Raw genomic sequence first — 22,870 nt, forward strand, 5'->3', positions numbered from 1 at the left:
CGTGGCTTCCGCGCCGCTGCCGGGAGCCCCCGAACAGGCCAAGTGGATCAGCCGGGTGTTGCCGTCATAGAGCGTGAGACCCAAAGCTGGCCAGCCGCGCCCTGAGGCTGACGCACCGCTCAGCGTCCACCTTGCTCTCGAAGCCCATCGGCATAGCGCCGATAACGACTTGACCGCGTGCGTGTCGACGAGCGATCGGTGAGCGCAAGGATCGAGGGTGCAGTGCAGGATAATGCTGTTTTAAATCAGCGCTGTTTTCAGCCGACTGCCTTGAGCGTGGGCACAAGGATATAGGCCGCAGGAGATCATCGTCTGGCTGTTCGGGAGGCCGCCCTGGGCGCGCGACAGCCGTTCCTTCGGCTGCGCCAGCTCCGCCACCATCCGCGCCGTGCCTTCCGGAGACCATTCCCGCTGCCGGCCGGCGCCCGTGAAAACCTCGACCCGGCGCACCGGCTCGAGATGGCTGGGCTCAGCGTAACTCTGAAGTCGTCATATACCGAAGCCTTCACAGACTTCGGACATCTCCCTCACAGTCCGATCAAGATGGCGTCAGGAACACCGCTTGCGTTGATGCGGATGAACCCCTGCTTGTGCCACAATGACCCTTATCTCAGCGCGCGAGCCAAAGCTTCCGCGCAAGGCGACGGCTAGGATAAGGCAATGCCGACGAAGGGCACATTGCTTGCCACACTCTGGAATGATGGCATGCTCGGAAGGCCTAGGTTTTGCTCAGGGCCGCCTGCAAGGCGCGCTTGGAGGTTATTCACATAGCCTTCTGCGTAGTCCTGCGCCGTCGAGACCGAAAGATCAATGCCTGCCGCCAAGGCCTCTTCCATCAGGTGCTTTACGAGCCCATTTCGAATGGCCAGCTTGACCTCGGGGCCTGCGATAAGGCCGATCGCCTGCGCGGCCATATTGAGGCCAGCTTCCTCCAGCGCTCGCTTCATATCGCCTCCGTTAATGGCCGTACGCAGGAGATTGGCTGCTTGCGACTCAGCCTCGAGAACCATCGAGGCAAGATCGGCTACTTGTCCGAGGCCCGGAATGAAGCTGAGCAGTCCCACCGCCGTTGCCGCCAAGTCGAGCACTTTCGTCTCGATTTTGAGCACGGAGTCGACGACGTGCATGACGGCCCCGCCGTTCTTTTTGGCTGACTTAATGTCAGGCTGGTCCATCAGGCCCATCTTCATGTCCGCGACGGCATTCTGCTCTTCTGCGGTTTGGGCGCCGTGGGTGATTGGCTGCTGAACGTTGCGGTTCGCAGACGACATGTTTGTGCAAAAATGGGCAAAGTCTTTTTTGCTGATATTGCCGGAATCAACCGTATGCCCGCCGCCAAAGTCGAAGAATTTATGATGGGTCTTATAGCCCGTGATCGAATTGTTCAGGAGGCCAAACAAAAGAGGATCTGAAAGGAGCTGAGAGGCTGCTTCCCGCACTTTCGGATCAAGGCTCTTGTCGTCTTTCATTTTCGCCAGTTTGTCGCGAGTCAGAACACCGCTTCCAAAGAACGTGTCCTGATGGTCCTTGATCATCTCGACCGTATTCAGCTCAGTTTGCGTGAGGCTCATCGACGATGAGGCGACTTGCAGGAAATCCTCTTTGTGCATCTTCCCTTTCGAGCCACCGCACAACTGGTTCCAAGCATCGGGGTGATCGAGGAAATATTGCGCCGCCGCAATGACCTGGGGCGGAAATTTGCCGTTTTTCGATTCGCCGCCGACCATTTTCTTGAACTCATCCAGACTCAGGTCCTTGGACAGATTTTCGGAGTACCGGTAAAACTCCCGCAAGGCATCGCTCAAGGTCATGACCGAAGGCTGCAAACCTCCGCTGCCGTCGGATGGTATGTAGTTCTGCTCGTAGCTTTGCGCTTGGGCTTCCTGAAATGCAGCAACTTGTGGGTGGTGGTTTGAAAATCCGGCCAAGTCCTTGGCGTTGATCTTGCCTCCACAGCGGCCGTCGCCCTGCGAGCCAATCGCATAAAAAAGTCCCGAATCCTGCTGCAGTCCCTTGATCGCCGCTTTCAGATCCGGTGGCGTAGAGGGATCATTGGCTTTCTCGGTCAACGACTTCCAACTAAGCGGGCATTGGTCCTTGTGACGGTTGAGTACCGCAACAATCTGCAACTCAGCCGTGGTCAGCGACCCACCGTTCCACGTGATTCCGGGGCTCGGCCTGGGAGCCGGCTCGATCTTCGGGGTGACGCGGAGCAGATGTTGGGCTTCAGTCGCCTTGGAGCGTTGCGATTGGTCCTCCTTGAGAGCCGCCCTCATATGTGGCGGCAGCAGATCCAGTGGGTGTTGCTCCAAGCCCTTCAATGTCCATTCGACATCCGGTGCCAGATGGCCCAAAGGGTCCTGCCGCAATTTATCCATTGTCGAATCAAGATTCGACGTTGGCAGATCCCCTTGCGCGAAAGAGCCGGGCTTGTTTGCCAGCACACAAGTGGACAGCATCGCTTCGAAGCACGATGCACTTTGCTGATGCTGGGTCGCAAAATGGGAAACTTTCAGGCCCGGCCAACCCCTTGCGGACTGTAGCGAATTTGAGCGGTAGAAAGTTGAAAGATTGCTGGCCGACATTGTGCATCCTCAGACGTGACGTTGAAATCCCCACAAGAGACCCCGACAGAAGATCCCTTGCGTTTCACAAAATTCGACAATTCCAAGCGTCGGCAGGTCACGAATGCGCCTGCCCTGCCTTCAATTGCTGTGTTCCGGGCCGGCTCCAAGGTTCGGTCCAACACAATGGCCGGAGTCACCGCGAGAGCTGCCGGGACTCATCATGAGCGGATTAGCTTTCGAGAAACTGACGAGTTTGCGAAGAGTTCACAAAGGGGTAGCCGCAGTCATGTTCTTCAGAGCTGCGGCAAATCCTCAATGTTCATTTCTTGCCCAGCTCAGGCTTCCCGCCAACGCTATCCTGTTGTGGGATGTCAGAAGAATAAGAAGCATCCGGTCGTCCGTCGCGAACGACCGTAGTGGAGGAGCCGCGAAACAAGATCAGCACTGATTCCTTTGGCGTGGCCGCTATGTGAGTCTGCGCCTGCGCCTCCGCCACCAAGCCGTTAAAGGTCTGCTCCACGAGTGCGACGAAGCGCGGTGGACCGGAAACGAAGACGAGGCCATTGCCTGGCACGGGTTTGACCACATAGCGCTCGTCGGAGATATCAAGCTTGTCGAGAGCCCCCTTGAACGCATCGAAGCGAATCGACGTCATCAAAAGCATTCGAGTTTGCGATTCTTGTGCAGCAGACACATAGAGCACAAGGCCGTCATAGTACCATTGGAGACCGTAAAGGTTCGTCAAGCGGTCGAGGAACGCGCGCGGTGGCAAATCAGGCATACGTCCGCGAATTCGCCCCTTCACCGCAGGACTGATGTTGACCCTGATATTCAGGTTGTTGCCGAATTCCTGCAACGCTGCAGCGAGTTCCTGATCCAGAACCGTGTATCTATAGGGTGTCGCCGGAAGGGACAGCGGGACTGCGTGCGCCGGGTGAATCCCGGTGGACAGAAAAAACCCGGCACAGAGAAGTCTCAAAACATGCAGGGTGACGGGTTGGATAAGCGTTCTCGGCATGTCGCACTGATAAACCAAACGCTGAAATCATCACAAGTGACTAAATTGCCGAAGAGATTTTAGATGTCGAAATGACGCCGCCGTTAGTCAGCTTGTTGTCAGCTTGCCCCCCTAGGAGTGTTGCGCCGACACCGGGTGATGAATGGGCGGGGCTCGCCCGGTCAGAGAGAGCAACCGAGTCCTTACATGATGATGCCTGTCACGTCGATCTCTGCCACTCTAACGGCTGGCCTCCCCAGGGTCGGATCACCGTCGATTGTCGAGCAGGCCCAGTTTGAGCGCGCCTTAGGGCATGCAGCCGACTCGCTGAAAAACGATGCCGCCGCGGGGCCAGCGAGTGCGGCGCCAGTTGCTGCGGCGATGGATGTTCAGCGCGCGGCTGCGCCGACGAGCGGCATGGGCGATCGCGTGTTGCAGACGATTTCCTCCCTATATCCACACAACACTGTTTCCTTCCCCGCGCTCGACCATGACATAGCCCTTTCGAAGGGCGCTCTACCGGGACCGGCGCAGAAGCTTCCCGTCGCAGGTGAGGCGGGAACCGGAATCTCGGGCATTCCTCAACAAGGGCAAGACTTCGAAACGATGATGGCTGGTCTTCGGGATGTTTACAACGGCGTCACCCAGGTGGCGCTTATCTCCAAAGGCGTCAGCGGCGTCACATCATCCGTGAATAAACTTTTGAAGGAAGGCTGAACCGCGCGCATGATTGGCTTGGCCGAGGGCGAAATCATGCGTGGCCTGTCAGGGTGGCGGTCGGTTAGACTTGTCATGCTGCTAGTTCTCGTCGCCCTCAGTGCTTGCAAAACCGACCTCTACACGCAATTGCAAGAGCGTGAGGCAAATGAAATGCTCGCACTTCTTGAAGACAACGGGGTCGCCGCGATCCGGGTGGTCGCCAAGGATGGGACCAGCACGATCCAGGTTGACGAAAAGCTGCTCGCCTTCTCAATCAACCTTCTGAACGCCAAGGGGTTGCCGCGCCAATCCTTCAAGAACCTCGGTGAGATATTCCAAGGATCAGGCCTGATTGCCTCGCCGACCGAGGAGCGTGCCCGTTACGTGTATGCCCTGAGCGAAGAGTTGTCGCGGACGATCAGCGATATCGATGGCGTTTTTTCTGTACGTGTTCACGTCGTGCTGCCGCATAACGACCTTGTGCGAGCCGGCGCCACGCCATCCTCGGCCGCGGTGTTTATCAGGCACGACGCCAAAACAAATGTCGCGGCTCTGCTGCCAAAGATAAAGATGCTGGTAGCCGACAGCATCGAAGGCTTGTCCTACGATAAGGTGGAAGTGGTTTTGGTGCCGGTAGAACGGTCCGCACACGAGCAACGGCCCGATCCGACTGCTGTTTTGCCACAAGCATCAACACCTCTTCCTGCGCCAATTCTGGCGACCGTGACAGGTTTTGCCGCAGCCGTATTCGCAGTGGCCTGTTATCTCTTGGTCAGCGTTGCTACGCGTCGGCGCAAGCAATCAACCGGCGTTTCCAAGGTCGAGGGGCGCCGGGATGCTTCTGCTGTCGAGGCCATTCGCAAAAGAATGCCTGCAATTGGACGTGGGTGACATCTCATTGCCAATGCCTATACAGACCGCCCGACCTGATGGTCCGCACCAATTGCGTTTTCCGGGCGCGAGCGAGCTTGCGGCTTCGGCCCATCCGACCCGTCTAGCGGCGCGTCTTGATCCAGCGTTATCGGCAGAAACGTTAGTGAAGTTGCAGAAGTGTTCCAGACTGCATCCAAGGCTGGCAGAATTGCTGGGCAACTATGACGTGGATCTGAACCACATCGGCTGCAGGCCGGACCTTCTACGCGGGCACGATCCATATCGAGCTGCCCTTCTTGCTGGTAGTATCTGGCATGCCCGTTCGCTGGTCGCGTTTGTCTCTCAGCCTGAGCTTGCCATCCTTGTTAAACGCATCGGCGTGGATGCACACGCATTCGGAATCCGACACCTGCTGCATGCCGTTGAGAACAGACTGATCGCGGACCCAGAAAAACTCGCTCAGCAAATCGAATACGATGGACATGCATGTCTTGGGGCTTGGCTCCAGGACAGTTCAGCGACCGAGCGTAACCGCGTGCTTCTTCGGTTGCCCGAGGGGACTGCCGCGGAGACTCCAGCACCTGAGCATTGGACCGCCGCCGGCCAATTGCTTTCACTTGTACTAGCTCATTTTGAGACAGAGACCCCGGTGAAATGACAGCCGAACTTTCCGAGGGGCCAATAGCGCCGCAGATGCGTCCAATCGGACCACTGATACCCGCGAGCGAGCTCGAAACCTGGCACAGCGCCGCGCAAGCGCTTGCCGCGGCAGAACGGCATCGGCAGCGCGTTCGAAACTGGGCACGCGCCGTTTACCAGCGGGCGTGGGTGCGCGGCCACATGGAGGGCTCGAATGCAGGCACCGAGGAGATGGCAGGGCTGATTGCGGAGACAATCTCCGAAATCGCGCGACGAAAGGCGGCTCTGGAGCAGGAATTGCCGCAGCTCGTGATGGAAATATTGAGCGATCTTATCGGCGCTTTCGATCCGGGCGAGCTACTGGTGAGGGCTGTTCGTCACGCCATAGAGTGTCAATACAGCGGCGCCGAAGTTTGCCTTCATGTTTCTCCCATGCAAGTCGACATGCTTGCACGAGAGTTTGCTCGATGCGACGGCCAGGATGGTCGACCAAGGGTGCGGATCGAGCCCGACCCGACGTTGTCGCCGCAACGGTGCGTGCTGTGGAGCGAGTACGGCAATGTCGACCTGGGACTTGACGCCCAGATGCGCGCGCTGCGCCTTGGTTTCGGGACGCTATGTGAAAAAGGCGAGCTATGAGAAAGCCCGTCCCAGAACATAACGCTGACGCCGACACTCGAGCTCTCGTTCCAGCAATCTCGTCTTTGAGGGCTGCGGCCAAGCGAATTGACACGCGTGCGGTGCGCGGTCGGATCACGCGGGCTATCGGCACACTGGTTCATGCCGTCTTGCCAGATACTCGTATTGGGGAACTTTGCCTCCTAGAGGACCCGCGAACCGGGCTGTCGCTCGAGGCCGAGGTGATCGGCCTGTCGGGTGATGGTGTATTGCTGACACCGATCGGGGACTTGGTGGGCCTATCCAGCCGCGCAGAGGTCGTGGCCACTGGCCGAATGCGTGAGGTGCCCGTCGGCGGCGATTTGCTCGGTCGCGTGATCGACAGTCGTTGCCGCCCATTGGACGGCAAAGGCGAAATCAAGACCGTCGAAACTCGGCCCCTGCATGGCAGAGCCCCCAATCCGATGACGAGGCGCATGATTGAGCGGCCATTCCCGCTTGGGGTCCGTGTCCTCGATGGTCTGCTGACGTGCGGCGAGGGCCAGCGGATCGGGATTTATGGCGAGCCAGGTGGTGGCAAGTCGACGCTGTTGTCACAGATCGTAAAGGGTGCCGCCGCTGACGTCGTCATAGTGGCGCTCATAGGCGAACGTGGACGGGAAGTTCGTGAATTCATCGAAAGGAATCTTGGTGAAGAGGGCCTTCTCCGTACGGTCGTCGTGGTTGAAACCTCCGACCGCTCGGCGGTGGAGCGTGCGCAATGCGCTCCAATGGCGACTGCGCTCGCGGAATATTTTCGCGATCAGGGCCTACGCGTTGCTCTCATGCTGGATTCGCTGACGCGCTTCTGCCGCGCTATGCGCGAAATAGGCCTTGCTGCGGGTGAGCCGCCGACGCGACGGGGCTTTCCTCCTTCCGTTTTTGGCATGCTGCCAGGCCTGCTCGAGCGCGCCGGCATGGGTGAGCGGGGCTCAATCACGGCCTTCTATACGGTGCTTGTAGAGGGTGATGGCACGGGTGATCCAATCGCCGAGGAATCGCGTGGTATTCTCGATGGCCATGTCATCCTCTCACGCGCTATTGCGGCGCGATCGCATTTCCCCGCTATTGATGTGCTGCAGAGTCGCAGCCGCGTCATGGATGCAGTCGTTTCGGGGACACATCGCAAGGCAGCATCCATTTTCCGCGAGCTCCTATCGCGCTATGCCGAGACCGAGTTCTTGATCAATGTTGGCGAATACAAGCCAGGTGGAGATCCCCTGACTGACCGGGCCGTCGCGTCAATCGACGAACTGAGGGAGTTTCTGCGCCAGAGCGAAGATGACGCGTCAGATTTCGAGGAGACGGTCGCATGGATGTCGCGTCTGACCGCGTGAACTGGGTTCAGTCTTCGAGGTTACGGCTTCTGAAGGAAATGCAAGAGCGTCGTGCCCTTGGCGAGCTGTCCAAGAAGGAAGCCCAGCGCGATGTGGCCGCCTCAGCCGTACAAAATGCCGCTAGGGAGCTTGCAATGATACAGCAACATTGTTCAAGAACAGAAGCAGCGCTCTATCAGCATCTGATGTCACTCGACAACTTGTCTAGCGCAGCGCTCGACCGTCACCGCCTTCACACTGAACAGCTTGCCGCTGAGATCACTTCCAGGCGGCAGATGCTTGATGATGCCCAAATCGCTCAAGAGGAGGCTGAGATGGCGGCGTCCAGGACGAGGGAGCTATGGGTCATATGTTCGGCGGCAAGGGACAAATGGCAACAAATCGAGGACGACGTGCGGCGCGCCGTCGAAACTCATTCGGAGGCCGCAGCCGAGATCGAGGCCGACGACGAGATACTGCTGAAATATGCGAGGGGGTCGCTTGCCTAAATGCCGCGCAACCGGATCCGACAGTCGCAAGAGGTCGTCCGAATGACACGACCGTGCAGTCTTTGATAGCCGCTGCGGTCACACCCGCCATGTTCGAACCAGTTCTGAAACTGTCCCGCACGGTTGTCTCGTGGCTCAATGATACAGCAGCGCCCCGCACGCCGTTTCAAAGCCGGATCAACGAGGTGCCGCTATCGGTGCGAACGGCAGGGCTTGTCTGGCAGCAGGAACCTGCTGCCATTCCGATGCTTGACTGCGTCTGGAGAGTGGGAGCCGAAACGGTCATCTTGTCGCTGTCGCGCCCGCTCGTAGAGGAGTTCATCACGACAGTGCAGAACGGCTTGGCCTTCCCTTCCGAGCCAACTGCTTCGCTTATTCTCGAACTCGCTCTTGAGCCGCTTGTCACTCGACTGGAGGAGACGACGCGTCTGAACGTGCAACTCGTGCGCGTATGCGAAGCCACGATGCTGGCTCCTCATCTTGAACTCGACATCATTTTCGGCGCGGTCAAGGGCAAGGGCCGTCTATTCCTGTTCACGCCTCTTGACGGCTTAGTACCGCCTGCGTTTCGCGCGCTAGGCGAACTGCTTGCCCAGTTGCCGCGGCAGCTGGGCGGGCTGCCTCCAGAGCTCCCGCTCATTGTTGCAGGAGAGGTCGGCACGCTTCGCCTTCCTGCGGCGCTTCTTCGAAGCGCATGTGTCGGTGATGCATTGTTGCCCGATATTGCGCCGTTCGGCCGCGGCCAGATCACCCTAGCTGTCGGCCAGTTGTGCGCCGGGGCGGATCTTGACGGCGATGAATTAATCTTGCGGGGGCCTTTCCGCCCGCGACCGTGTCCTTTGGAGAATGCGCATATGACACAACCCGGATCGCAACTGGAGCTTACTAAGGATCTCGACGATGTCGAGATCGTGCTTGTCTTTGAATGCGGCCGCTGGCCTATTTCTCTTGGGGAATTAAGAAGTGCCGGCGAAGGGCATATTTTTGAACTTGGATGGCCGATCGACGGCCCGGTCGACATAGTGGCCAATGGTCAGCGTATCGGGCGTGGCGACATTGTCCGCATCGGAGAAGAGCTGGGCATCAGGCTCCGTGGCGGGTTTGCATGCAATGAGTGAAGCTCAGCCGACAATCCTGGCGCTTCTTGCGGTTACCGCCGGACTCGGTCTGCTGGTTTTAGCAGTTGCCACGACAACGGCCTTTGTAAAGGTATCAATTGTTCTTTTCCTCGTCCGCAATGCGCTCGGGACCCAGACCATACCACCCAATGTGGTGCTGTACGCCGCGGCGATGATCCTCACTATGTTCGTTAGTGCGCCCGTTGCTGAGCAGACCTATGACCGCATGTCGGATCCCAAGCTCCACTATCAGACATTCGACGACTGGGTAAGCGCCGCTAAAGCCGGAAGTGAGCCCTTGCGCGAGCATCTCAAGAAATTCACAAATGAAGAGCAGCGGCGATTTTTCCTATCTTCGACAGAAAAGGTCTGGCCAGAGGAAATGCACGCTGCAGCCACGCCTGATGACTTTGCAATACTTGTACCGTCTTTCTTGCTATCAGAATTGAAGCGCGGATTTGAGATAGGATTTCTACTTTATCTGCCTTTTATTGTTATAGATCTGATAGTGACAACTATCTTGATGGCAATGGGTATGTCGATGGTCTCACCAACTGTTATATCTGTCCCGTTCAAGATCTTTTTGTTTGTTGCCATTGATGGTTGGTCAAAATTGATGCATGGGCTTGTGCTGAGTTATACGTTACCGGGAGGCTGATCATCACTGAATCCAGCATCATTACTCTTATGAGCCAATCACTGGTGGTTTTCATGATCTGGATTCTACCGCCGCTCATTGCATCAGTGGTTGTCGGCCTCGTCATCGGCATCCTCCAGGCGGCGACGCAGATCCAGGATGAAAGCTTGCCGCTCACCGTGAAGCTTCTGGTCGTTGTCGCGGTGATTGGGCTGTTTGCTCCTGTGCTAAGCGCCCCGCTCATAGAGCTAGCCGATCAGATCTTCACCGAGTTTCCCGCAATGACACTTAGCTACTAGTCCGCCCCATGGACGCGCCATCGGCCGATATTCAAATTCTGATCCAGACGGCTCTCGAACTCGTCGTTGCGGCAGGTCTTGGGGCAGCCCGCGCGATGGGCATCATGCTGATCTTTCCCGTATTCACACGCTCGCAGATCAGTGGGCTGATCCGGGGCTGTTTGGCTGTTGGCTTCGCACTACCATGCCTGGCACACGTCAGCGGCGGATTGCCGGCGCTGGATTCTGATACACGCCTGATCCAGCTAACCCTGCTCGGATTCAAGGAAGTTTTTGTCGGTGTACTCCTTGGCACTTTTCTTGGCATTCCGCTTTGGGGCCTTCAGGCTGCCGGGGAGCTTATCGACAACCAACGCGGCATCAGCAGCCCGACCGCTTCGGCCGATCCCGCGACGAACAGTCAGGCTTCCGCGATGGGCGTTTTTCTGGGGATCACTGCGATTGCCATATTCGTCGGATCAGGAGGCCTGGAAACTTTGATCAGTGTCCTGTACCGCAGCTACTTGATCTGGCCGGTGTATCAGTTTCACCCGACACTGAGCGGGCCAGGAGCAATGGAGTTGTTGGGGCTTCTCGACCGCATAATGCGCACGGCATTATTGGTATCGGGGCCTGTCGTGTTCTTCCTGATACTGATTGATATATCGATGATGCTGCTGCGTCGCTTTGCCCCGCAATTTAAGGCGAGCCAACTGTCTCCGGCAATCAAGAACATTGTCTTTCCAGTTCTCATGGTCACCTACGCTGCCTATCTGGTGGAGAGCATGAAACTGGAGGTCACACAAGCCAACGGCGCGCTGGAGTGGTTCGACAAATTGCTGCCATGAGCGACACAAGTGAAGAGAAGACACACGCCGCCAGCCCGAAGAAGTTAAGTGAAGCGCGCAAAAAAGGACAGCTGCCACGTAGCTCCGATTTCGTCCGCGCGGTCGGGACTTGCGCTGGGCTCGGCTACCTTTGGCTAAGAGGCAGCGTGATCGAGGACAAATGCCGGGAAGCGCTCCTATTAGCCACCAAGTTGCAGAGCCTACCTTTCGATACCGCGGTGCCGCAGGCATTGGTTGTGCTCGTCCAACTCACCGTCGCGGCTGTTGGCCCGCTGCTTGGAACCCTCGTCGCCGCGGTGATTTTGGCCAGCCTGCTAGCCAATGGTGGATTTGTCTTCTCTCTGGAGCCGATGAAGCTCAGCTTTAAGAAAATTGACCCCTTTGAAGGGCTGAAGCGCTTGGGGTCTGCTCGTTCCATGGTCGAAGTCTGCAAGACCATGTTCAAGGTATTGGTTCTCAGCGCAACCTTTTCCATTGTCCTTCTCGGGATGTGGAAGACAATGGTCCCTCTGCCGATCTGCGGCATGGGCTGTGTTGGCCTCATCTTTATGGAGACAAAATTGCTGATGGGAATTGGCGCCGGCGCACTGCTGGTCGGCGGACTGATCGATCTCCTGCTCCAGCGCGCGTTGTATCTGCGCGAAATGCGCATGACCAATACCGAAGTGACGCGCGAGTCGAAGGATCAGCAAGGAGCGCCAGAGTTGAAAGGTGAACAGCGTCGCATCCGCGAGGAGGCGGCCGACGAGCCTGCGCTTGGCGTGCATCGCGCCACGCTGGTCTTAACAGGAAGGGCGGTCCTGATCGGTCTGCGTTACGTTCGCGGTGAAACCGGGGTGCCGTTCTTAGTTTGCCGTGCCGAAGGTGAGCGCGTTTCACATGTGTTGAGTGAGGCGCGGGCACTACGCCTGACGATCGTCCATGACCATGTCTTAGCGCGTCAGCTGATAAGCACTACAAAACTCGGCCACGCGGTTCCTATGCAATATTTCCAGCCTGTCGCGAAAGCATTCTTTGCCGCAGGCTTGGCCTAGTCATTGGAAGTCCACGACTGCCCAGTTCAAAACTGACCTGGTTCCATGCTAGTGGCAAATGTCGGCTGGCCATCCGTGCCCAAGTGTCTCTGTCAGGCCAACCGCGCAACCGCGGGCCTGGGGCAATCACTCCCCTCGGATCTGCCACCCAGCAACTACGGCAAGTCCTCCGGGCATGACCTTTCAGCCTCTGCTGGCCGGTGCGTGGCGCAGTCCGAGGTTTTGAGGCCGGCAGTGCGGATTTGATTCGTGCAGCCGTTGGAATGCCCTCGTCAGCTAGTCGTCAACTAAGCGACCTATGTTGAACAGCCGTGCTAACTTGAGCTCGGTTGCGAAACATAGGAGTACGAATCGTCATGTATGGTCGAATTGGTGGCTCATCCGATAGTTACCGCGCGCATAATGCCGGCGAGCAATCGGATGCAGGAAGCGAAGGGTTCGCGGACACATTTGCCCGAATGCACTTATCCGGATCGGAAGGTAGCGGCGCCTCATCATCGGCGGCTCCCCAAGCATACTCCCTCAATTCCCGACCTCCTGTGGTGGAGATCAACAGGACTTCCTTCAGGAGACAGGTGAGGCAATTTCATGGTGATGAAATCACGCACATCGCCGACAATCCTCAAGAGTATTCGGAGTTCGTATCGTCACGAGCCAGGCGCACCGCGGACGTTGCTCAGCAATATGGCATCCGTCGAGATACGGAGCACGCGCGATATTTCAGTTACCAATTGGGAGACCGGAGTGCCGGACTGCTGAGAATGGAAGGCGGATTCAGCATGAACGAGTTCGAATCGGAAAGTTGGCGGGAACAATTTCCTGGTCGAACTGAGGTCACTTCCATAGTGGATCTTCAAGTCGCCCATCCGCTCGTCGAAAATGCGGGCGATATTCTGCTGGAGCATCAACTTCGGATAGACGGCGACCGACCGTTGCTGAATTGGCGTGCGGCTAATCCGGAAGCACAAGCGCGCGCGCAGACGATGGGGTTTGTTGAAGTGGATCATGGCGACCTGGTGCTTGACCCTACGCAGCATCCCGACAAATGGACGAAGAACAGTGCCGGTGAGTGGCAGCGTGCAGGCAAACCTCCACTCTATCTCCACAAAACCGAGGACAGCGACAGCAGCGATAGCGGGTCTGACGACGATTTCATGTGATTTGTCGACCCGCCGCCGAGCCTTGCAACTGGTGACGGTTGCAAGGCTGTTGGCAGTGAATGCTAATTGTCCGGCGACAGCCCCGCCTTAGCGCCAGCGCCGCCGAGCGATCCAGCCCATCTCCCAGACAATAAACTGCGGATGCGCATCGTGGGTGCTTGCGAGCGGATTGTATTCGGGCCGGAACTCCGCCTCTTGGATACGAGCTCTCCCGAATCCAATTTTCTCCACCACACCGTTGGGTCGTTGCGATGCGCCGATCCCGATCGGATCGGCTATGCCTGCTCCGCGCTCGCAGGAAGACCTTCCGCCTCGATCTTGGCGGCGCGATCTCGGCGATAAGTTGGATGGGAGGCAAGATACGCCGCCACGTCAACAGCAGGTAACGCGACATCGCAAATCGGCCCTGACGGTAGCCGATCGACTCCAATCGCCGGACCGCGACTCGCGCAGCGGCATTCGCGGTTTGGCCAGGAGAAATGCTCGCTGACTCACAGCGTGGCCGGCCGCATTCTGCCCTAGACCCCAAAGTACGTGCCCTGTCATGCAGCCTGCGCCGACGGGAGCTCGGCACGCGAATGGCGTGGTTGGCGGCCAAGCCCCGAGGTCAACAAGGACTTACAGAAAGCGGGGGTGAGTTTGCCGCGATGAATTATGACCTTCTCGCGACCGGACCTAGCATCGGCTTCCTCTCGCTCTCGATTGTAGCCGCGCTGTTCGTTGGATTTAACGTGGCAAGCGGTGAATTCGGAATCAGCCAGCCCTTCCAAGTTTCTGGCCATGACGGGGCGACTCGTGTGGATGTGCACCCACATCGGGCTCGGCATCGCACCATTGACCAGCATCTTGGGCTGCAGCTTCATCTCAAACAGCTTTCCTGGCTCGCCACGCAGCGCGACCGGTGCCTCCGGCGGCATCAATTCGTCGGCATTGCACAAATGTTCCAGGTATTTTTGCGCCGGAAATGCGTAGGTCTTCATGCAATCAGTCGTAATGCCGGCTTTTCCTTCATTCAATGCGTTGGCCTGTCCCAGCACCATGTTCAGCAACCCTTTGAGCTGGTCTGTGCGTTCGTGCACTTTGGGTAGCTGGGTGGAGGTGAGTAGCAGGCGTACATTACGCCCCTGCAACCCGGCGAGACAGGTTTGCATCTCAATGGCCTGGGCTCGCAGGTACTGGGCCACATCGTCCACGACCTTACCGGCCTCCTCAGGCTTCATCTGGCGCACTTGGGAGACGACGCTTTGCTGACCGGCCAGATCGAACTGCAAAAGTTCGTCCAATCGTTTGAGCCGCTCCGTCAATACCTCCATTGACAACGCGGCGCCCCCGATTGTCGAGCCTGCCCCCGACGAACTCGCAGCCACCTCTTGCGCTCTCACCTGTGTACTCGCAACTTGATCCGAGCGCGCGAGAACCTTGGCTGCTGGCACTGTGCCGGCGTTCGCAGCGACTGGTGTTGATGGCTGCCCGGCGGCAGAAGTCCCGGCGCGAGCTGCCGACTTATGCTTTGACTTCCCTTTCCTTCGCGCTGTAGTGCCTTCTGACACTGCAGCCGTACCAGCAGTGTCAGCCGGTATCGCAGCGCCTGCCCTGGCCGGCATCGCAGCGCCCGCCTGGGCCTGTGGCGCCATGATGGCTGACGGCGGAGACTGCAGGTTCAACAAGTGCATGGCATCGTGCGCAGTGATCCATGCATCGTCCACGATCCGTTCGAACAGTTTCAATGGGAGGCCGGCATCTGGGTAGGTATGGCTTAGCTTGGTATGCACCTCGTGCAACGCCAATCCAAAATCCGAAAGCCGCTCCATGATTTTTTCTACAACCGCGCAATCATGAGCGTTGAGTGCTTTGCCATCATCCATTATGCCCTTCGCCAAAGAGAGGGCGCGAAGAGCTTCTTGAACGGCGCTTGCCATCAGCTGCACCACTCCATTTCGACCGACGAGGAGTTCCTTCAAATCTGGCTCGAACCTGCTCGCCCGCAGTTCAATCTTGGCCCGCGCAAGACCGATCCGCTCACGGACCAGCCAGATCCTGACACTCAGTACCGAGCCGGCACGCAGCCGCAGTGCGCACCGCTCGGCTTCCCGCATCACGGGCGTTCCACTGGATAGGCTAGCGGTGGCAGCGCAGGCGGATCGCTGCCGTTCGGAGCGCCATGCCTTTTTTTCCCACCACTTAATTGCCGCCGTATGGTGGTTCTCCACATTTAAAATCAACAGCTCCTGCCGGTCCGCCTGGGAGTAGGAGTAGAGTTTATCGACCATACCTGCCGCTTTCTTGGTCTTTTTGTCCAATTTCGTGATCGTCGACAGGCCAAGTTTGTCTACTTCATTCGCGGCGTCGCACACGATCTGGCAACATCTACGCACCTTGTCGTCTGGCATAATTGTCTGCGCCTCAGCCGCAGGCAGGCTAGCGCGGTACTCCAGAATTGCTGAGGCTGCATCGACGACCCGACTGATCAGCTCCACCGCCTCCTCGGGGACGTCGGTTTTCCTGGCCGCAGCCTCGCAATCAGTCAGTTGTTGAACAAGACTGTTCATTCTGAGCTGTGTCGGACTGATATCTTCATTTGACGATGAGCTGGTGCCTTCCACCTGCGCGGTTGATAGTTGGCTACCGACCGGCGCCATGGCTTCGCCCTCAGACATGGAGGGAGAACCGCGCCGCCTTGCGGCTGCGCCACGTGGCGCTACGGTTCCGCGTGGTGGCGCAGCGGCTCCACGTGGCGGTGCGTTCAGGATTTGATCTTCGCCAATCGAGGCGCCTGGCAGACTTTCGCGGGCATCGCCTGGACCGCGCGCAACTGGAAGGGAGGAGGGCCTCCTATCGGCGTCCCCAGAGCGCATCTGCTCCACAACGGAATCGAATGACTGTCCACCTTCTCCCGCAGCAAGACTTGATTGCGAAAGGGAACTGCTCGCCCGCCCCGCGCGGCTGGCTCCAGTTTCAGCCTGCGATTTCCGTGGTCGGCCAATGCCCTTCATATTGCGTCTCCGTAGTAGGCGAGAATGTGCTGCTATTGTGCTGGCGGCTGACGAGACCAGCGGCATCTTTCGGTTAACGTCACGGTCAGCCAGACCCGCGACGGCGTAATGTTCCCGCCAAAGTGCTTCTCAGTAGCAGGCCAAGATTGGCCCGAGCTCACAGGACTTTCGCAACGTTGCCATCGATGTCCTGAGATTATCAGCGCTTCAGTCCGCCGATTTCCAGGAACAGCGAATGAAATCAGACCAACTCGGCTAGCTCCCCTTCCTAGACACGTGCCTGACGATTTTATTGAGGCGTCACTCCTCTCGTTCGCCACCGACAAAGTCACACATTTGCTTCAGAGAAGCGTGTGCGTTGCGTATCGCGCGGGAAACCATTTCGATCTATAGTTACAAAAAGTGTCGAGACGGGACCTTTGGATCCGAAGGTCAGGCACGGCCGGCCTAGATAGACCGCTTGGCTGACGATTAGCTGACGATGGGAGTTCTCACGAACAGGGCAAGAAAATCCGACCGCTTCAAGCTTTCGATATGGTGAGAAGAGGATCCGCACCGGCCTCCCAAAGCCGGCAGACCATCCCATGTTCGTACGGTCGCCGACCTTCTCGAAGCCAATGAGCTCACCGCGCCGGGCCGTGATGTGCAGGCGAGAGAATGGTGATGCAAAGACCGAGTTCCTGCTCGTTGCGTGCGCCCGTGGAGCCAGCAAGAATACGGTCATTGCGGTCATGCAGCACGTGGACCGTGTCTCCTGTTCGACACCACAGCATCGAGGATGCAAACGAGCTGCTGCGGCTGCCATTCGGTCGCGGCATGCGTGGACGGCGGGATTGGCCGAACAGCCGAGATCGTGGTCGACTTTTCGATGCGAGAGCAACATCCTGCAGAGCATACGTTTTTGCGCTGGCCGGTTTTTGTCAAAAGCCGTCAGGTTCTCGAAAGCTCCCGCCCTTAGCTTGATCGAGGTTAACCTTTAACACGTCGCCGCCAATGGCAAATGCCGGAGTACCTGATGATAGCAGCAATTGGGAGTGGAGTTGGCAACCTCGGGACTTCCTTGATCCGAAAGGGCCATGGGGATTCGAAATCCGAGCATTCTGGTGATGGCAAGCCGGCTGGTGGCAATGATGGCAAGCCAGCTGGTGGGAATGATGGCAAGCCAGCTGGCGGGAACGATCGGGCGGATAACCGGACCGTTTCAAATGATCAACTTCAAGACAACTCACAGTCTGCAGCACAAAGTGAAGCCTTCCAAAGTATCCTGCGATCGTTCGCGTTCCAATTCGCGAACGATGCGATGGCTGAGGCCGATGAAGCTTTGGATGACACAGAAGATGCCTGACGCGGGAAAATCCGGCGTGAGGTCATACAGGCCGTTATTGACGGCACAACTCCAACAGAAAAAGGAATGACCATGGCTGCAGTTGATAATAATAAGAAATCAGGCAATACCAATACCAGTAGCGCCGGCAATACCGATAAAACTAACAGTGGCACTCCCGGCAATACAAGCGGAGCTGATGCTACTGCTTTTCAGGCGCAAGTGCAAGAACTAACCAATGTTAGCTTGGAGGCGACGAAAAGGAGTGTCCAGTTGCGCACTCTAACGACCAATCTCCAGACCATCAAGAAGGCCGCCGACGAACGCGTTTCGTAATGTCGGAAGCGGCTTTTAGACTGCCCCTAGCGCGTCTCCTTATTGACGCGACGTAGTCCCGAAATGAGCCGCATGGCAATTGCCGTGCGGCTTCTATCCTGTTTGAGAGATGCTCTGTGGATGACGCCGTTTCCCTCCGTTTCGAAGTGCTTTCGGGGCTCTATTGCGGACTGACCGGCAAGACGGATCTTCAAACGTGTTTAATCGGCAGCGGCTTCGATGCCGATTTGGTCTTTGTCGAGCAAGGACTGGCACCGCATCATCTTCGTGTAACTCTTCTTGGCAAGTCGATCGAACTCGAGGCGCTTGCACCCGGACTCAGTATCGAGGGCAACCGGAATATCGCCGCAGGCCAGTCCGTTGTTGTGCCCCTTCCTGCCGTCCTGCTCGTAGGCGAGATGTCCATTGCTTGGTCCGTGCAGGATGCAGAGCCGCCTGGTTCGACCGGCATACCGCGCCTACCGATCGGTGTGCTCGCCATGGTCATAATCAGCTCACTCGGGATCGGCGCGCTTTCGGGCATGTTCTCCTATCTTGGCAATGCAAGTGGATCGAGCCCCAATTCACTTCGGGCTGAAGTCGCGTCCAGAACGATCAGTCACCGCGCTGACAATGAACTTACGGGGGCAGCGGCCAAAGAGCTGCAGGAGGAAGTCGATCGAGCGGGTCTTCTCGACGTCAAGATTGGCTCCGCAAAGGGTGTTGTGACCGCCGAGGGCACCGTCACGTCTGAATCGGTCATCAGCTGGCAGAAGCTTCAGCAATCGTTCGATCGTCGCACCAAGGGTACTCTAACACTGGTGAACGGAGTGCTCATCAAAGAGGAGAAGGCGCCATCCGCAATCGCGGTCGAAGCTGTGTGGCATGGGGCCCAACCGTATCTTGTCATCGACAGCGAGAAGTATTTTGTCGGGGCCATTTTAGCTGATGGATGGGTAGTCGATCGTATTGAGGACAGCCGTGTGCTGCTGAGCAGGAATGGCCGCATTGCTGCTCTCCCATATTGAAAGCTCGCAGGCCCCATCAAGCAGCACTCTATGGCCAGCCAAACATCCTGTGGCGCTCGGTGCTGACAAGCTGGCTGCGTGGAAACATTTGCTGCCCAGCCATTTCGCGCCTGTTTGTGGCTCTCATGCAGGGTCACGCGCTGGCCAAGGCCGAGGCGCCTTCGGAGTTCGAAAGCTACGTTTCAGGGCGTAACAGCAGAGTAAGTCTCAACCGATTGCAAAGGTGTCTCGATGGCCAACGTCCTGCGTGACTTCATCAAGCGTGCGCCGGCCAGCCCGGATTTAATGGTTGCGTTGATGCTGCTTCTGGCTGTCGCGATGATGGTCATGCCTATCCCGGTCGTGGTGGTCGACGCACTGATAGGATTCAATATGGGGTTGGCCATACTGCTGATGATGGTTGCCCTGTATGTCAGTACTCCACTTGATTTTTCCTCTTTGCCCGGCGTTATTTTGATTTCCACTGTATTCCGTCTCGCGCTGACGGTCGCAACGACGCGACTGATCCTGGCCGAGGGGGAGGCCGGCAGCATTATTCATACCTTTGGCGATTTCGTCATCTCAGGCAATATCGTGGTGGGTTTCGTCATATTTCTGGTCGTCACCATGGTGCAATTCATGGTCCTCGCGAAGGGTGCCGAACGGGTGGCAGAAGTGGCGGCGCGTTTCACGCTGGATGCTCTGCCGGGCAAGCAAATGGCGGTCGACGCAGAGCTACGCAACGGCCACATCGATGCCAACGAATCCCGCCGGCGGCGCGCCGAATTGGAGAAGGAAAGCCAACTATATGGCGCGATGGACGGCGCGATGAAATTTGTGAAGGGCGATTCCATCGCCGGGCTGGTGGTTATCTGCATCAACATGCTGGGTGGAATTTCGATCGGTCTGCTCTCCAAGGGCATGTCCTTCGGCGAGGTGCTGCATCACTATACTCTGCTGACGATAGGCGATGCATTGATATCGCAGATTCCGGCCCTTCTGCTCTCCATTACTGCGGCGACCATCGTCACCCGTGTGACTGGGACGGCGAGGATCAACCTCGGTACCGAAATGGTCAGTCAGCTCACGGCCAGTACTCGAGCCTTGCGGCTGGCGGCCGGCGTCCTGGTCGTGATGGGGTTCGTTCCTGGGTTTCCCCTCCCCGTCTTTCTGATGCTGGCCGCAGTGTTCGCTGCGGTAAGCATTGTCAAGGCTGATGTGCTGGGCGCCGGCACTGCCGATGCGAAAGATGGAACTGCAGCGGAGCCTAAGCAAGCCGCGCCTGCGAAGGAATTCCCGATCGCATTTTTTTTAGCGCCAAATCTTATGCAGGCGATCGATCAAGCCGAATTGCAAAAACATATTGGGCGCGTTTCGCTCCTGGTCACAGCCGATCTGGGCATTATCGTTCCCCGCATCCCTGTCTTGGTTGACGAGCAGCTGCCTACATCGCAATTCCGGATAGATGTCGAGGGCGTGCCAGTCGAACAGGACGCGATAGATCCAAGCCAGATGACGCTCCGAGCCGATGTAGCGCACGTCGACTCGAGCGGTATCCCCCTTAGGCGTGAGCCGAAAACGGACAGACTCCCGGTCGAACATACCCCTGCACAGGCCCTTACGGGCGCCGGCACGGAGCATTGGGCTCCCGGCGAACTCCTCGCCTTGCGCGTCCATGCAACGTTGACCCGCTACGCACCGCGATTGGTGGGCATCCAAGAGACCCGACATTTCCTGGGCCGAATGGAGCAGGAATATTCTGATCTTGTGAAAGAGGTGCTGCGCACGACGCCGATTCCTCGGATTGCCGATGTTCTGCGCCGCCTCCTGGAGGAAGGTATCCCAATCCGCCACACCCGTCTCGTGTTGGAGGCATTGGCCGAATGGAGCGAGCGTGAGCAAAACGTTGCCCTGCTGACGGAATATGTCCGTTCTGGTTTGAAGCGACAGATCTGCCACCGCTATGCCAACACCGAGGGCATCGTGTCCGCCCTGGTCGTCGAACGCGAGAGCGAGGATGTGATGCGTGGCGCGGTTCGAGATTCGGATGCAGGCCCCTATCTCGCACTGGAGGATCGGCAAAGCGAAGCGATGCTATCACAGATACGTCAGGTCCTTTCGAACACAGAACCGGGTCAAACCCGCCCTATTCTGTTGACGTCAATGGATGTCCGACGTTTCGTCCGCGGCTTTCTGACGCGAAACGGGATCGATCTCGCCGTGCTGTCTTATCAAGACCTCGCCTCCGACTTTACAATTCGCCCGGCAGGATCCGTCAAACTCCCGCACGGATCGAACAGCGGATTGTTAGAGTAGTTCCACCTTTCCTAACTGAACGCGACCCGCCTCCCTGATAACCGAGAGATAATATGAAATTTGTTAGAAATACAGTTTCTCCATCGCCTATGTTTCTGCGCCGGAGCTCACTTCTTTTTGCCGTACTCGCCATTCTGCCTTTGGGCGGTTGCGCCAGCTGGCAAAAGCCCGCTCTTTCCGTGCAGGAGACATCTTCCCCAGAGTTGCTCAGCGCCGATCAAATCGATCCGGCTATGCGCGAACGCATTTTGCGCGAAGTTGGTCAGGATGTTCAAGAGCGGGCTTTGCGGGATGAGGTGAAGCAGCACCCGGACAATGTTGATGCGGCGATACGGCTTACAAAAGCCTTGGTGGCCCAGAAGCGCCCGCACGAAGCGGTTGAGGTGCTCGACAGCGTCTTGGTTGCAGCCCCAGCAAACGTACGTGCATTGAATGCGAAGGGCGTGATCTTGGACATTGAGGGGCGGCATGACGCGGCACAGGCCCTGTATCGGCGAGCTCTCGAAACCGAGCCAGGGAATCAGATGGTGCAGCATAACTTCAATCTGTCGCTTGCCTTAACGGCAAGTCCGAACAGCCAAGGTTAGCACGATCGCAATAGGTGGGCACAGCGCATGTGCAGCCTATTCCCCGGCTCGAGACGCGCTCGGCTCCCATCATAGATGGCCTCTGAAGAGAGCCATATCTGCGCAAAGCTGTTGCTCCAGATCTGGCCGGCAGAGGTCGGCAGGAGAGCCGGATGACATCTCTCGGCCACCCGCAAGGCCATCCGCCTCGCTTCGTTGCCAGAGCGCCTTCGTGGTTGCCACGCGAGATACGCTCAGGATGGATTTGATTAATTCACGCGCGAATGCCTGCCTCTAACTTGGGGCAGGCGCGACCGCTCCCATAATGCAATACGCTGCCTCTAGGCCGATGGACGATGACGGGATACTTCCCCGAGACTTCAATGGTGGGGAGCAGCGCACCCGTCGATCCATTTGCTTTCAGCGTCAACCGCCACTATGTAGCGACACTTCGCCCGACTGTGTTTCAAGCTGCCCGGAGAAGTTTATGACAGAAGAAGCCCACAACACCGACATCCTCATCGAGCTCACTGCCGAGGTTGTATCAGCCTACGTCTCCAACAACCCCGTCCCGGCGGGGGAGCTTCCTGCCCTGATCGCCCAAGTGCACGGGGCTCTAAAAGGCACGGCCGGACTAATACCGGCAGAAGAGCCTGTGCCTGTGAAAAAACCTGCTGTCCCGATCAAAAAGTCGATCGAACCGGACTACATCATTAGCCTTGAAGACGGCAAGAAATTCAAATCGCTAAAGCGCCATCTGTCGACGCACTATGGTCTGACCCCGGACGAATATCGCGCCAAATGGGGTCTGCCGTCGGATTATCCGATGGTGGCGCCGAATTACGCCGCTACGCGCTCCGCCTTGGCCAAGACCATCGGACTCGGCCGCAAACCGAAAGAGCCGGAAGCCCCGGTGCCGGCGCCGGCGAAACGGACCCGCAAAAAGGTCGCAGCCTAAATCCGTATCAACAGTCGTTCGGGACGCGCGGCAGCCGTAGGCCCAATCTGCGCGGAATC

At 57.7% G+C, this 22,870-nt stretch carries 21 protein-coding genes; 17 read left to right on the top strand and 4 right to left on the bottom strand.

Features of this window, described 5'->3' with window-relative positions:
* Positions 1-647: 647 nt before the first annotated feature.
* Positions 648-2,459, bottom strand: a complete 1,812-nt coding sequence (locus EJ070_RS00570) for an HrpF/NolX family T3SS translocon protein (protein ID WP_245464983.1) — start codon at positions 2,457-2,459, stop codon at positions 648-650.
* A 427-nt stretch (positions 2,460-2,886) separates the two neighbouring features.
* On the bottom strand, positions 2,887-3,585 hold the full coding sequence (locus EJ070_RS00575) for a secretin N-terminal domain-containing protein (RefSeq protein WP_091595837.1): 699 nt from the start codon (positions 3,583-3,585) through the stop codon (positions 2,887-2,889).
* A gap of 186 nt (positions 3,586-3,771) precedes the next feature.
* Here EJ070_RS00575 and EJ070_RS00580 point away from each other — a divergent pair, with 186 nt between their 5' ends.
* Both EJ070_RS00580 and sctJ read left to right on the top strand, forming a co-directional pair.
* Entirely contained in the window at positions 3,772-4,281 is a 510-nt protein-coding gene (locus EJ070_RS00580) for a nodulation protein NolB (protein ID WP_126089916.1), read from the top strand.
* 36 nt (positions 4,282-4,317) lie between these two features.
* Complete coding sequence (gene sctJ, locus EJ070_RS00585) at positions 4,318-5,154, top strand: type III secretion inner membrane ring lipoprotein SctJ (protein WP_281033078.1); 837 nt, start codon at positions 4,318-4,320, stop codon at positions 5,152-5,154.
* A gap of 244 nt (positions 5,155-5,398) precedes the next feature.
* Here sctJ and EJ070_RS37345 read toward each other — a convergent pair whose 3' ends face one another.
* Positions 5,399-5,620, bottom strand: coding sequence for a hypothetical protein (locus tag EJ070_RS37345; protein ID WP_029354860.1), 222 nt, complete (start codon positions 5,618-5,620; stop codon positions 5,399-5,401).
* A gap of 170 nt (positions 5,621-5,790) precedes the next feature.
* Between EJ070_RS37345 and sctL the strand changes: the two genes are divergently transcribed.
* The 9 genes from sctL (at position 5,791) to EJ070_RS00635 (ending at position 13,332) form a co-directional block, all read left to right on the top strand.
* A complete protein-coding gene (sctL, locus tag EJ070_RS00595; RefSeq protein WP_091595841.1) occupies positions 5,791-6,414 on the top strand; it encodes a type III secretion system stator protein SctL in 624 nt (207 codons plus the stop codon).
* On the top strand, positions 6,411-7,769 hold the full coding sequence (sctN, locus tag EJ070_RS00600; RefSeq protein WP_024505372.1) for a type III secretion system ATPase SctN: 1,359 nt from the start codon (positions 6,411-6,413) through the stop codon (positions 7,767-7,769). Before sctL ends, sctN begins: the two co-directional genes overlap by 4 nt.
* Positions 7,745-8,257, top strand: coding sequence for a hypothetical protein (locus EJ070_RS00605; protein ID WP_091595843.1), 513 nt, complete (start codon positions 7,745-7,747; stop codon positions 8,255-8,257). Before sctN ends, EJ070_RS00605 begins: the two co-directional genes overlap by 25 nt.
* 89 nt (positions 8,258-8,346) lie before the next feature.
* Positions 8,347-9,375 (top strand): type III secretion system cytoplasmic ring protein SctQ, encoded by a 1,029-nt coding sequence (sctQ, locus tag EJ070_RS00610; protein ID WP_187331393.1) that lies wholly within the window; start codon positions 8,347-8,349, stop codon positions 9,373-9,375.
* A complete protein-coding gene (gene sctR, locus EJ070_RS00615) occupies positions 9,368-10,033 on the top strand; it encodes a type III secretion system export apparatus subunit SctR (RefSeq protein WP_029354851.1) in 666 nt (221 codons plus the stop codon). Before sctQ ends, sctR begins: the two co-directional genes overlap by 8 nt.
* A gap of 2 nt (positions 10,034-10,035) precedes the next feature.
* Positions 10,036-10,311 (top strand): EscS/YscS/HrcS family type III secretion system export apparatus protein, encoded by a 276-nt coding sequence (locus EJ070_RS00620; protein ID WP_024505375.1) that lies wholly within the window; start codon positions 10,036-10,038, stop codon positions 10,309-10,311.
* An 8-nt stretch (positions 10,312-10,319) separates the two neighbouring features.
* On the top strand, positions 10,320-11,138 hold the full coding sequence (sctT, locus tag EJ070_RS00625) for a type III secretion system export apparatus subunit SctT (protein WP_091595845.1): 819 nt from the start codon (positions 10,320-10,322) through the stop codon (positions 11,136-11,138).
* Positions 11,135-12,172: an EscU/YscU/HrcU family type III secretion system export apparatus switch protein gene (locus EJ070_RS00630; protein ID WP_029354843.1), complete on the top strand. Its 1,038-nt coding sequence runs from the start codon at positions 11,135-11,137 to the stop codon at positions 12,170-12,172. The genes sctT and EJ070_RS00630 overlap by 4 nt, the downstream gene beginning before the upstream one ends.
* Positions 12,173-12,528: 356 nt before the next feature.
* Complete coding sequence (locus EJ070_RS00635) at positions 12,529-13,332, top strand: hypothetical protein (protein ID WP_024505378.1); 804 nt, start codon at positions 12,529-12,531, stop codon at positions 13,330-13,332.
* A 542-nt stretch (positions 13,333-13,874) separates the two neighbouring features.
* Here the strand turns inward: EJ070_RS00635 and EJ070_RS00640 are convergent.
* On the bottom strand, positions 13,875-15,989 hold the full coding sequence (locus tag EJ070_RS00640) for a hypothetical protein (RefSeq protein ID WP_029354840.1): 2,115 nt from the start codon (positions 15,987-15,989) through the stop codon (positions 13,875-13,877).
* Positions 15,990-17,340: 1,351 nt separating this feature from the next.
* On the opposite strand from EJ070_RS00640, the gene EJ070_RS36045 reads away from it, so the two are divergent.
* The 6 genes from EJ070_RS36045 (at position 17,341) to EJ070_RS00670 (ending at position 22,811) form a co-directional block, all read left to right on the top strand.
* Entirely contained in the window at positions 17,341-17,670 is a 330-nt protein-coding gene (locus EJ070_RS36045; RefSeq protein ID WP_091595908.1) for a hypothetical protein, read from the top strand.
* Positions 17,671-17,742: 72 nt separating this feature from the next.
* Positions 17,743-17,985: a nodulation protein NopA gene (locus tag EJ070_RS36735; protein ID WP_224570034.1), complete on the top strand. Its 243-nt coding sequence runs from the start codon at positions 17,743-17,745 to the stop codon at positions 17,983-17,985.
* Between the two features lie 116 nt (positions 17,986-18,101).
* Complete coding sequence (locus tag EJ070_RS00655) at positions 18,102-18,992, top strand: EscD/YscD/HrpQ family type III secretion system periplasmic domain-containing protein (protein WP_029354836.1); 891 nt, start codon at positions 18,102-18,104, stop codon at positions 18,990-18,992.
* Positions 18,993-19,223: 231 nt separating this feature from the next.
* Entirely contained in the window at positions 19,224-21,287 is a 2,064-nt protein-coding gene (gene sctV, locus EJ070_RS00660) for a type III secretion system export apparatus subunit SctV (protein ID WP_029354834.1), read from the top strand.
* A gap of 53 nt (positions 21,288-21,340) precedes the next feature.
* A complete protein-coding gene (locus EJ070_RS00665) occupies positions 21,341-21,874 on the top strand; it encodes a tetratricopeptide repeat protein (protein WP_101918715.1) in 534 nt (177 codons plus the stop codon).
* Positions 21,875-22,340: 466 nt separating this feature from the next.
* Complete coding sequence (locus EJ070_RS00670; RefSeq protein ID WP_091595855.1) at positions 22,341-22,811, top strand: MucR family transcriptional regulator; 471 nt, start codon at positions 22,341-22,343, stop codon at positions 22,809-22,811.
* The last annotated feature ends 59 nt before the right edge of the window (positions 22,812-22,870 follow it).

Origin of the sequence: Mesorhizobium sp. M1E.F.Ca.ET.045.02.1.1, from assembly GCF_003952485.1 — a bacterium.
Taxonomy (GTDB): Bacteria; Pseudomonadota; Alphaproteobacteria; order Rhizobiales; family Rhizobiaceae; genus Mesorhizobium.

Excerpts from the sequence above, each read along its gene's own strand:
- EJ070_RS00570 (WP_245464983.1), bottom strand. The coding sequence starts at position 2,459 with ATGCTGTCCACTTGTGTGCTGGCAAACAAGCCCGGCTCTTTCGCGCAA.
- EJ070_RS00575 (WP_091595837.1), bottom strand. The coding sequence starts at position 3,585 with ATGCCGAGAACGCTTATCCAACCCGTCACCCTGCATGTTTTGAGACTT.
- EJ070_RS00580 (WP_126089916.1), top strand. The coding sequence starts at position 3,772 with ATGATGATGCCTGTCACGTCGATCTCTGCCACTCTAACGGCTGGCCTC.
- sctJ (WP_281033078.1), top strand. The coding sequence starts at position 4,318 with ATGCGTGGCCTGTCAGGGTGGCGGTCGGTTAGACTTGTCATGCTGCTA.
- EJ070_RS37345 (WP_029354860.1), bottom strand. The coding sequence starts at position 5,620 with ATGTCCATCGTATTCGATTTGCTGAGCGAGTTTTTCTGGGTCCGCGAT.
- sctL (WP_091595841.1), top strand. The coding sequence starts at position 5,791 with ATGACAGCCGAACTTTCCGAGGGGCCAATAGCGCCGCAGATGCGTCCA.
- sctN (WP_024505372.1), top strand. The coding sequence starts at position 6,411 with ATGAGAAAGCCCGTCCCAGAACATAACGCTGACGCCGACACTCGAGCT.
- EJ070_RS00605 (WP_091595843.1), top strand. The coding sequence starts at position 7,745 with ATGGATGTCGCGTCTGACCGCGTGAACTGGGTTCAGTCTTCGAGGTTA.
- sctQ (WP_187331393.1), top strand. The coding sequence starts at position 8,347 with ATGTTCGAACCAGTTCTGAAACTGTCCCGCACGGTTGTCTCGTGGCTC.
- sctR (WP_029354851.1), top strand. The coding sequence starts at position 9,368 with ATGAGTGAAGCTCAGCCGACAATCCTGGCGCTTCTTGCGGTTACCGCC.
- sctT (WP_091595845.1), top strand. The coding sequence starts at position 10,320 with ATGGACGCGCCATCGGCCGATATTCAAATTCTGATCCAGACGGCTCTC.
- EJ070_RS00630 (WP_029354843.1), top strand. The coding sequence starts at position 11,135 with ATGAGCGACACAAGTGAAGAGAAGACACACGCCGCCAGCCCGAAGAAG.
- EJ070_RS00635 (WP_024505378.1), top strand. The coding sequence starts at position 12,529 with ATGTATGGTCGAATTGGTGGCTCATCCGATAGTTACCGCGCGCATAAT.
- EJ070_RS00640 (WP_029354840.1), bottom strand. The coding sequence starts at position 15,989 with ATGTCTGAGGGCGAAGCCATGGCGCCGGTCGGTAGCCAACTATCAACC.
- EJ070_RS36045 (WP_091595908.1), top strand. The coding sequence starts at position 17,341 with ATGATAGCAGCAATTGGGAGTGGAGTTGGCAACCTCGGGACTTCCTTG.
- EJ070_RS36735 (WP_224570034.1), top strand. The coding sequence starts at position 17,743 with ATGGCTGCAGTTGATAATAATAAGAAATCAGGCAATACCAATACCAGT.
- sctV (WP_029354834.1), top strand. The coding sequence starts at position 19,224 with ATGGCCAACGTCCTGCGTGACTTCATCAAGCGTGCGCCGGCCAGCCCG.
- EJ070_RS00665 (WP_101918715.1), top strand. The coding sequence starts at position 21,341 with ATGAAATTTGTTAGAAATACAGTTTCTCCATCGCCTATGTTTCTGCGC.
- EJ070_RS00670 (WP_091595855.1), top strand. The coding sequence starts at position 22,341 with ATGACAGAAGAAGCCCACAACACCGACATCCTCATCGAGCTCACTGCC.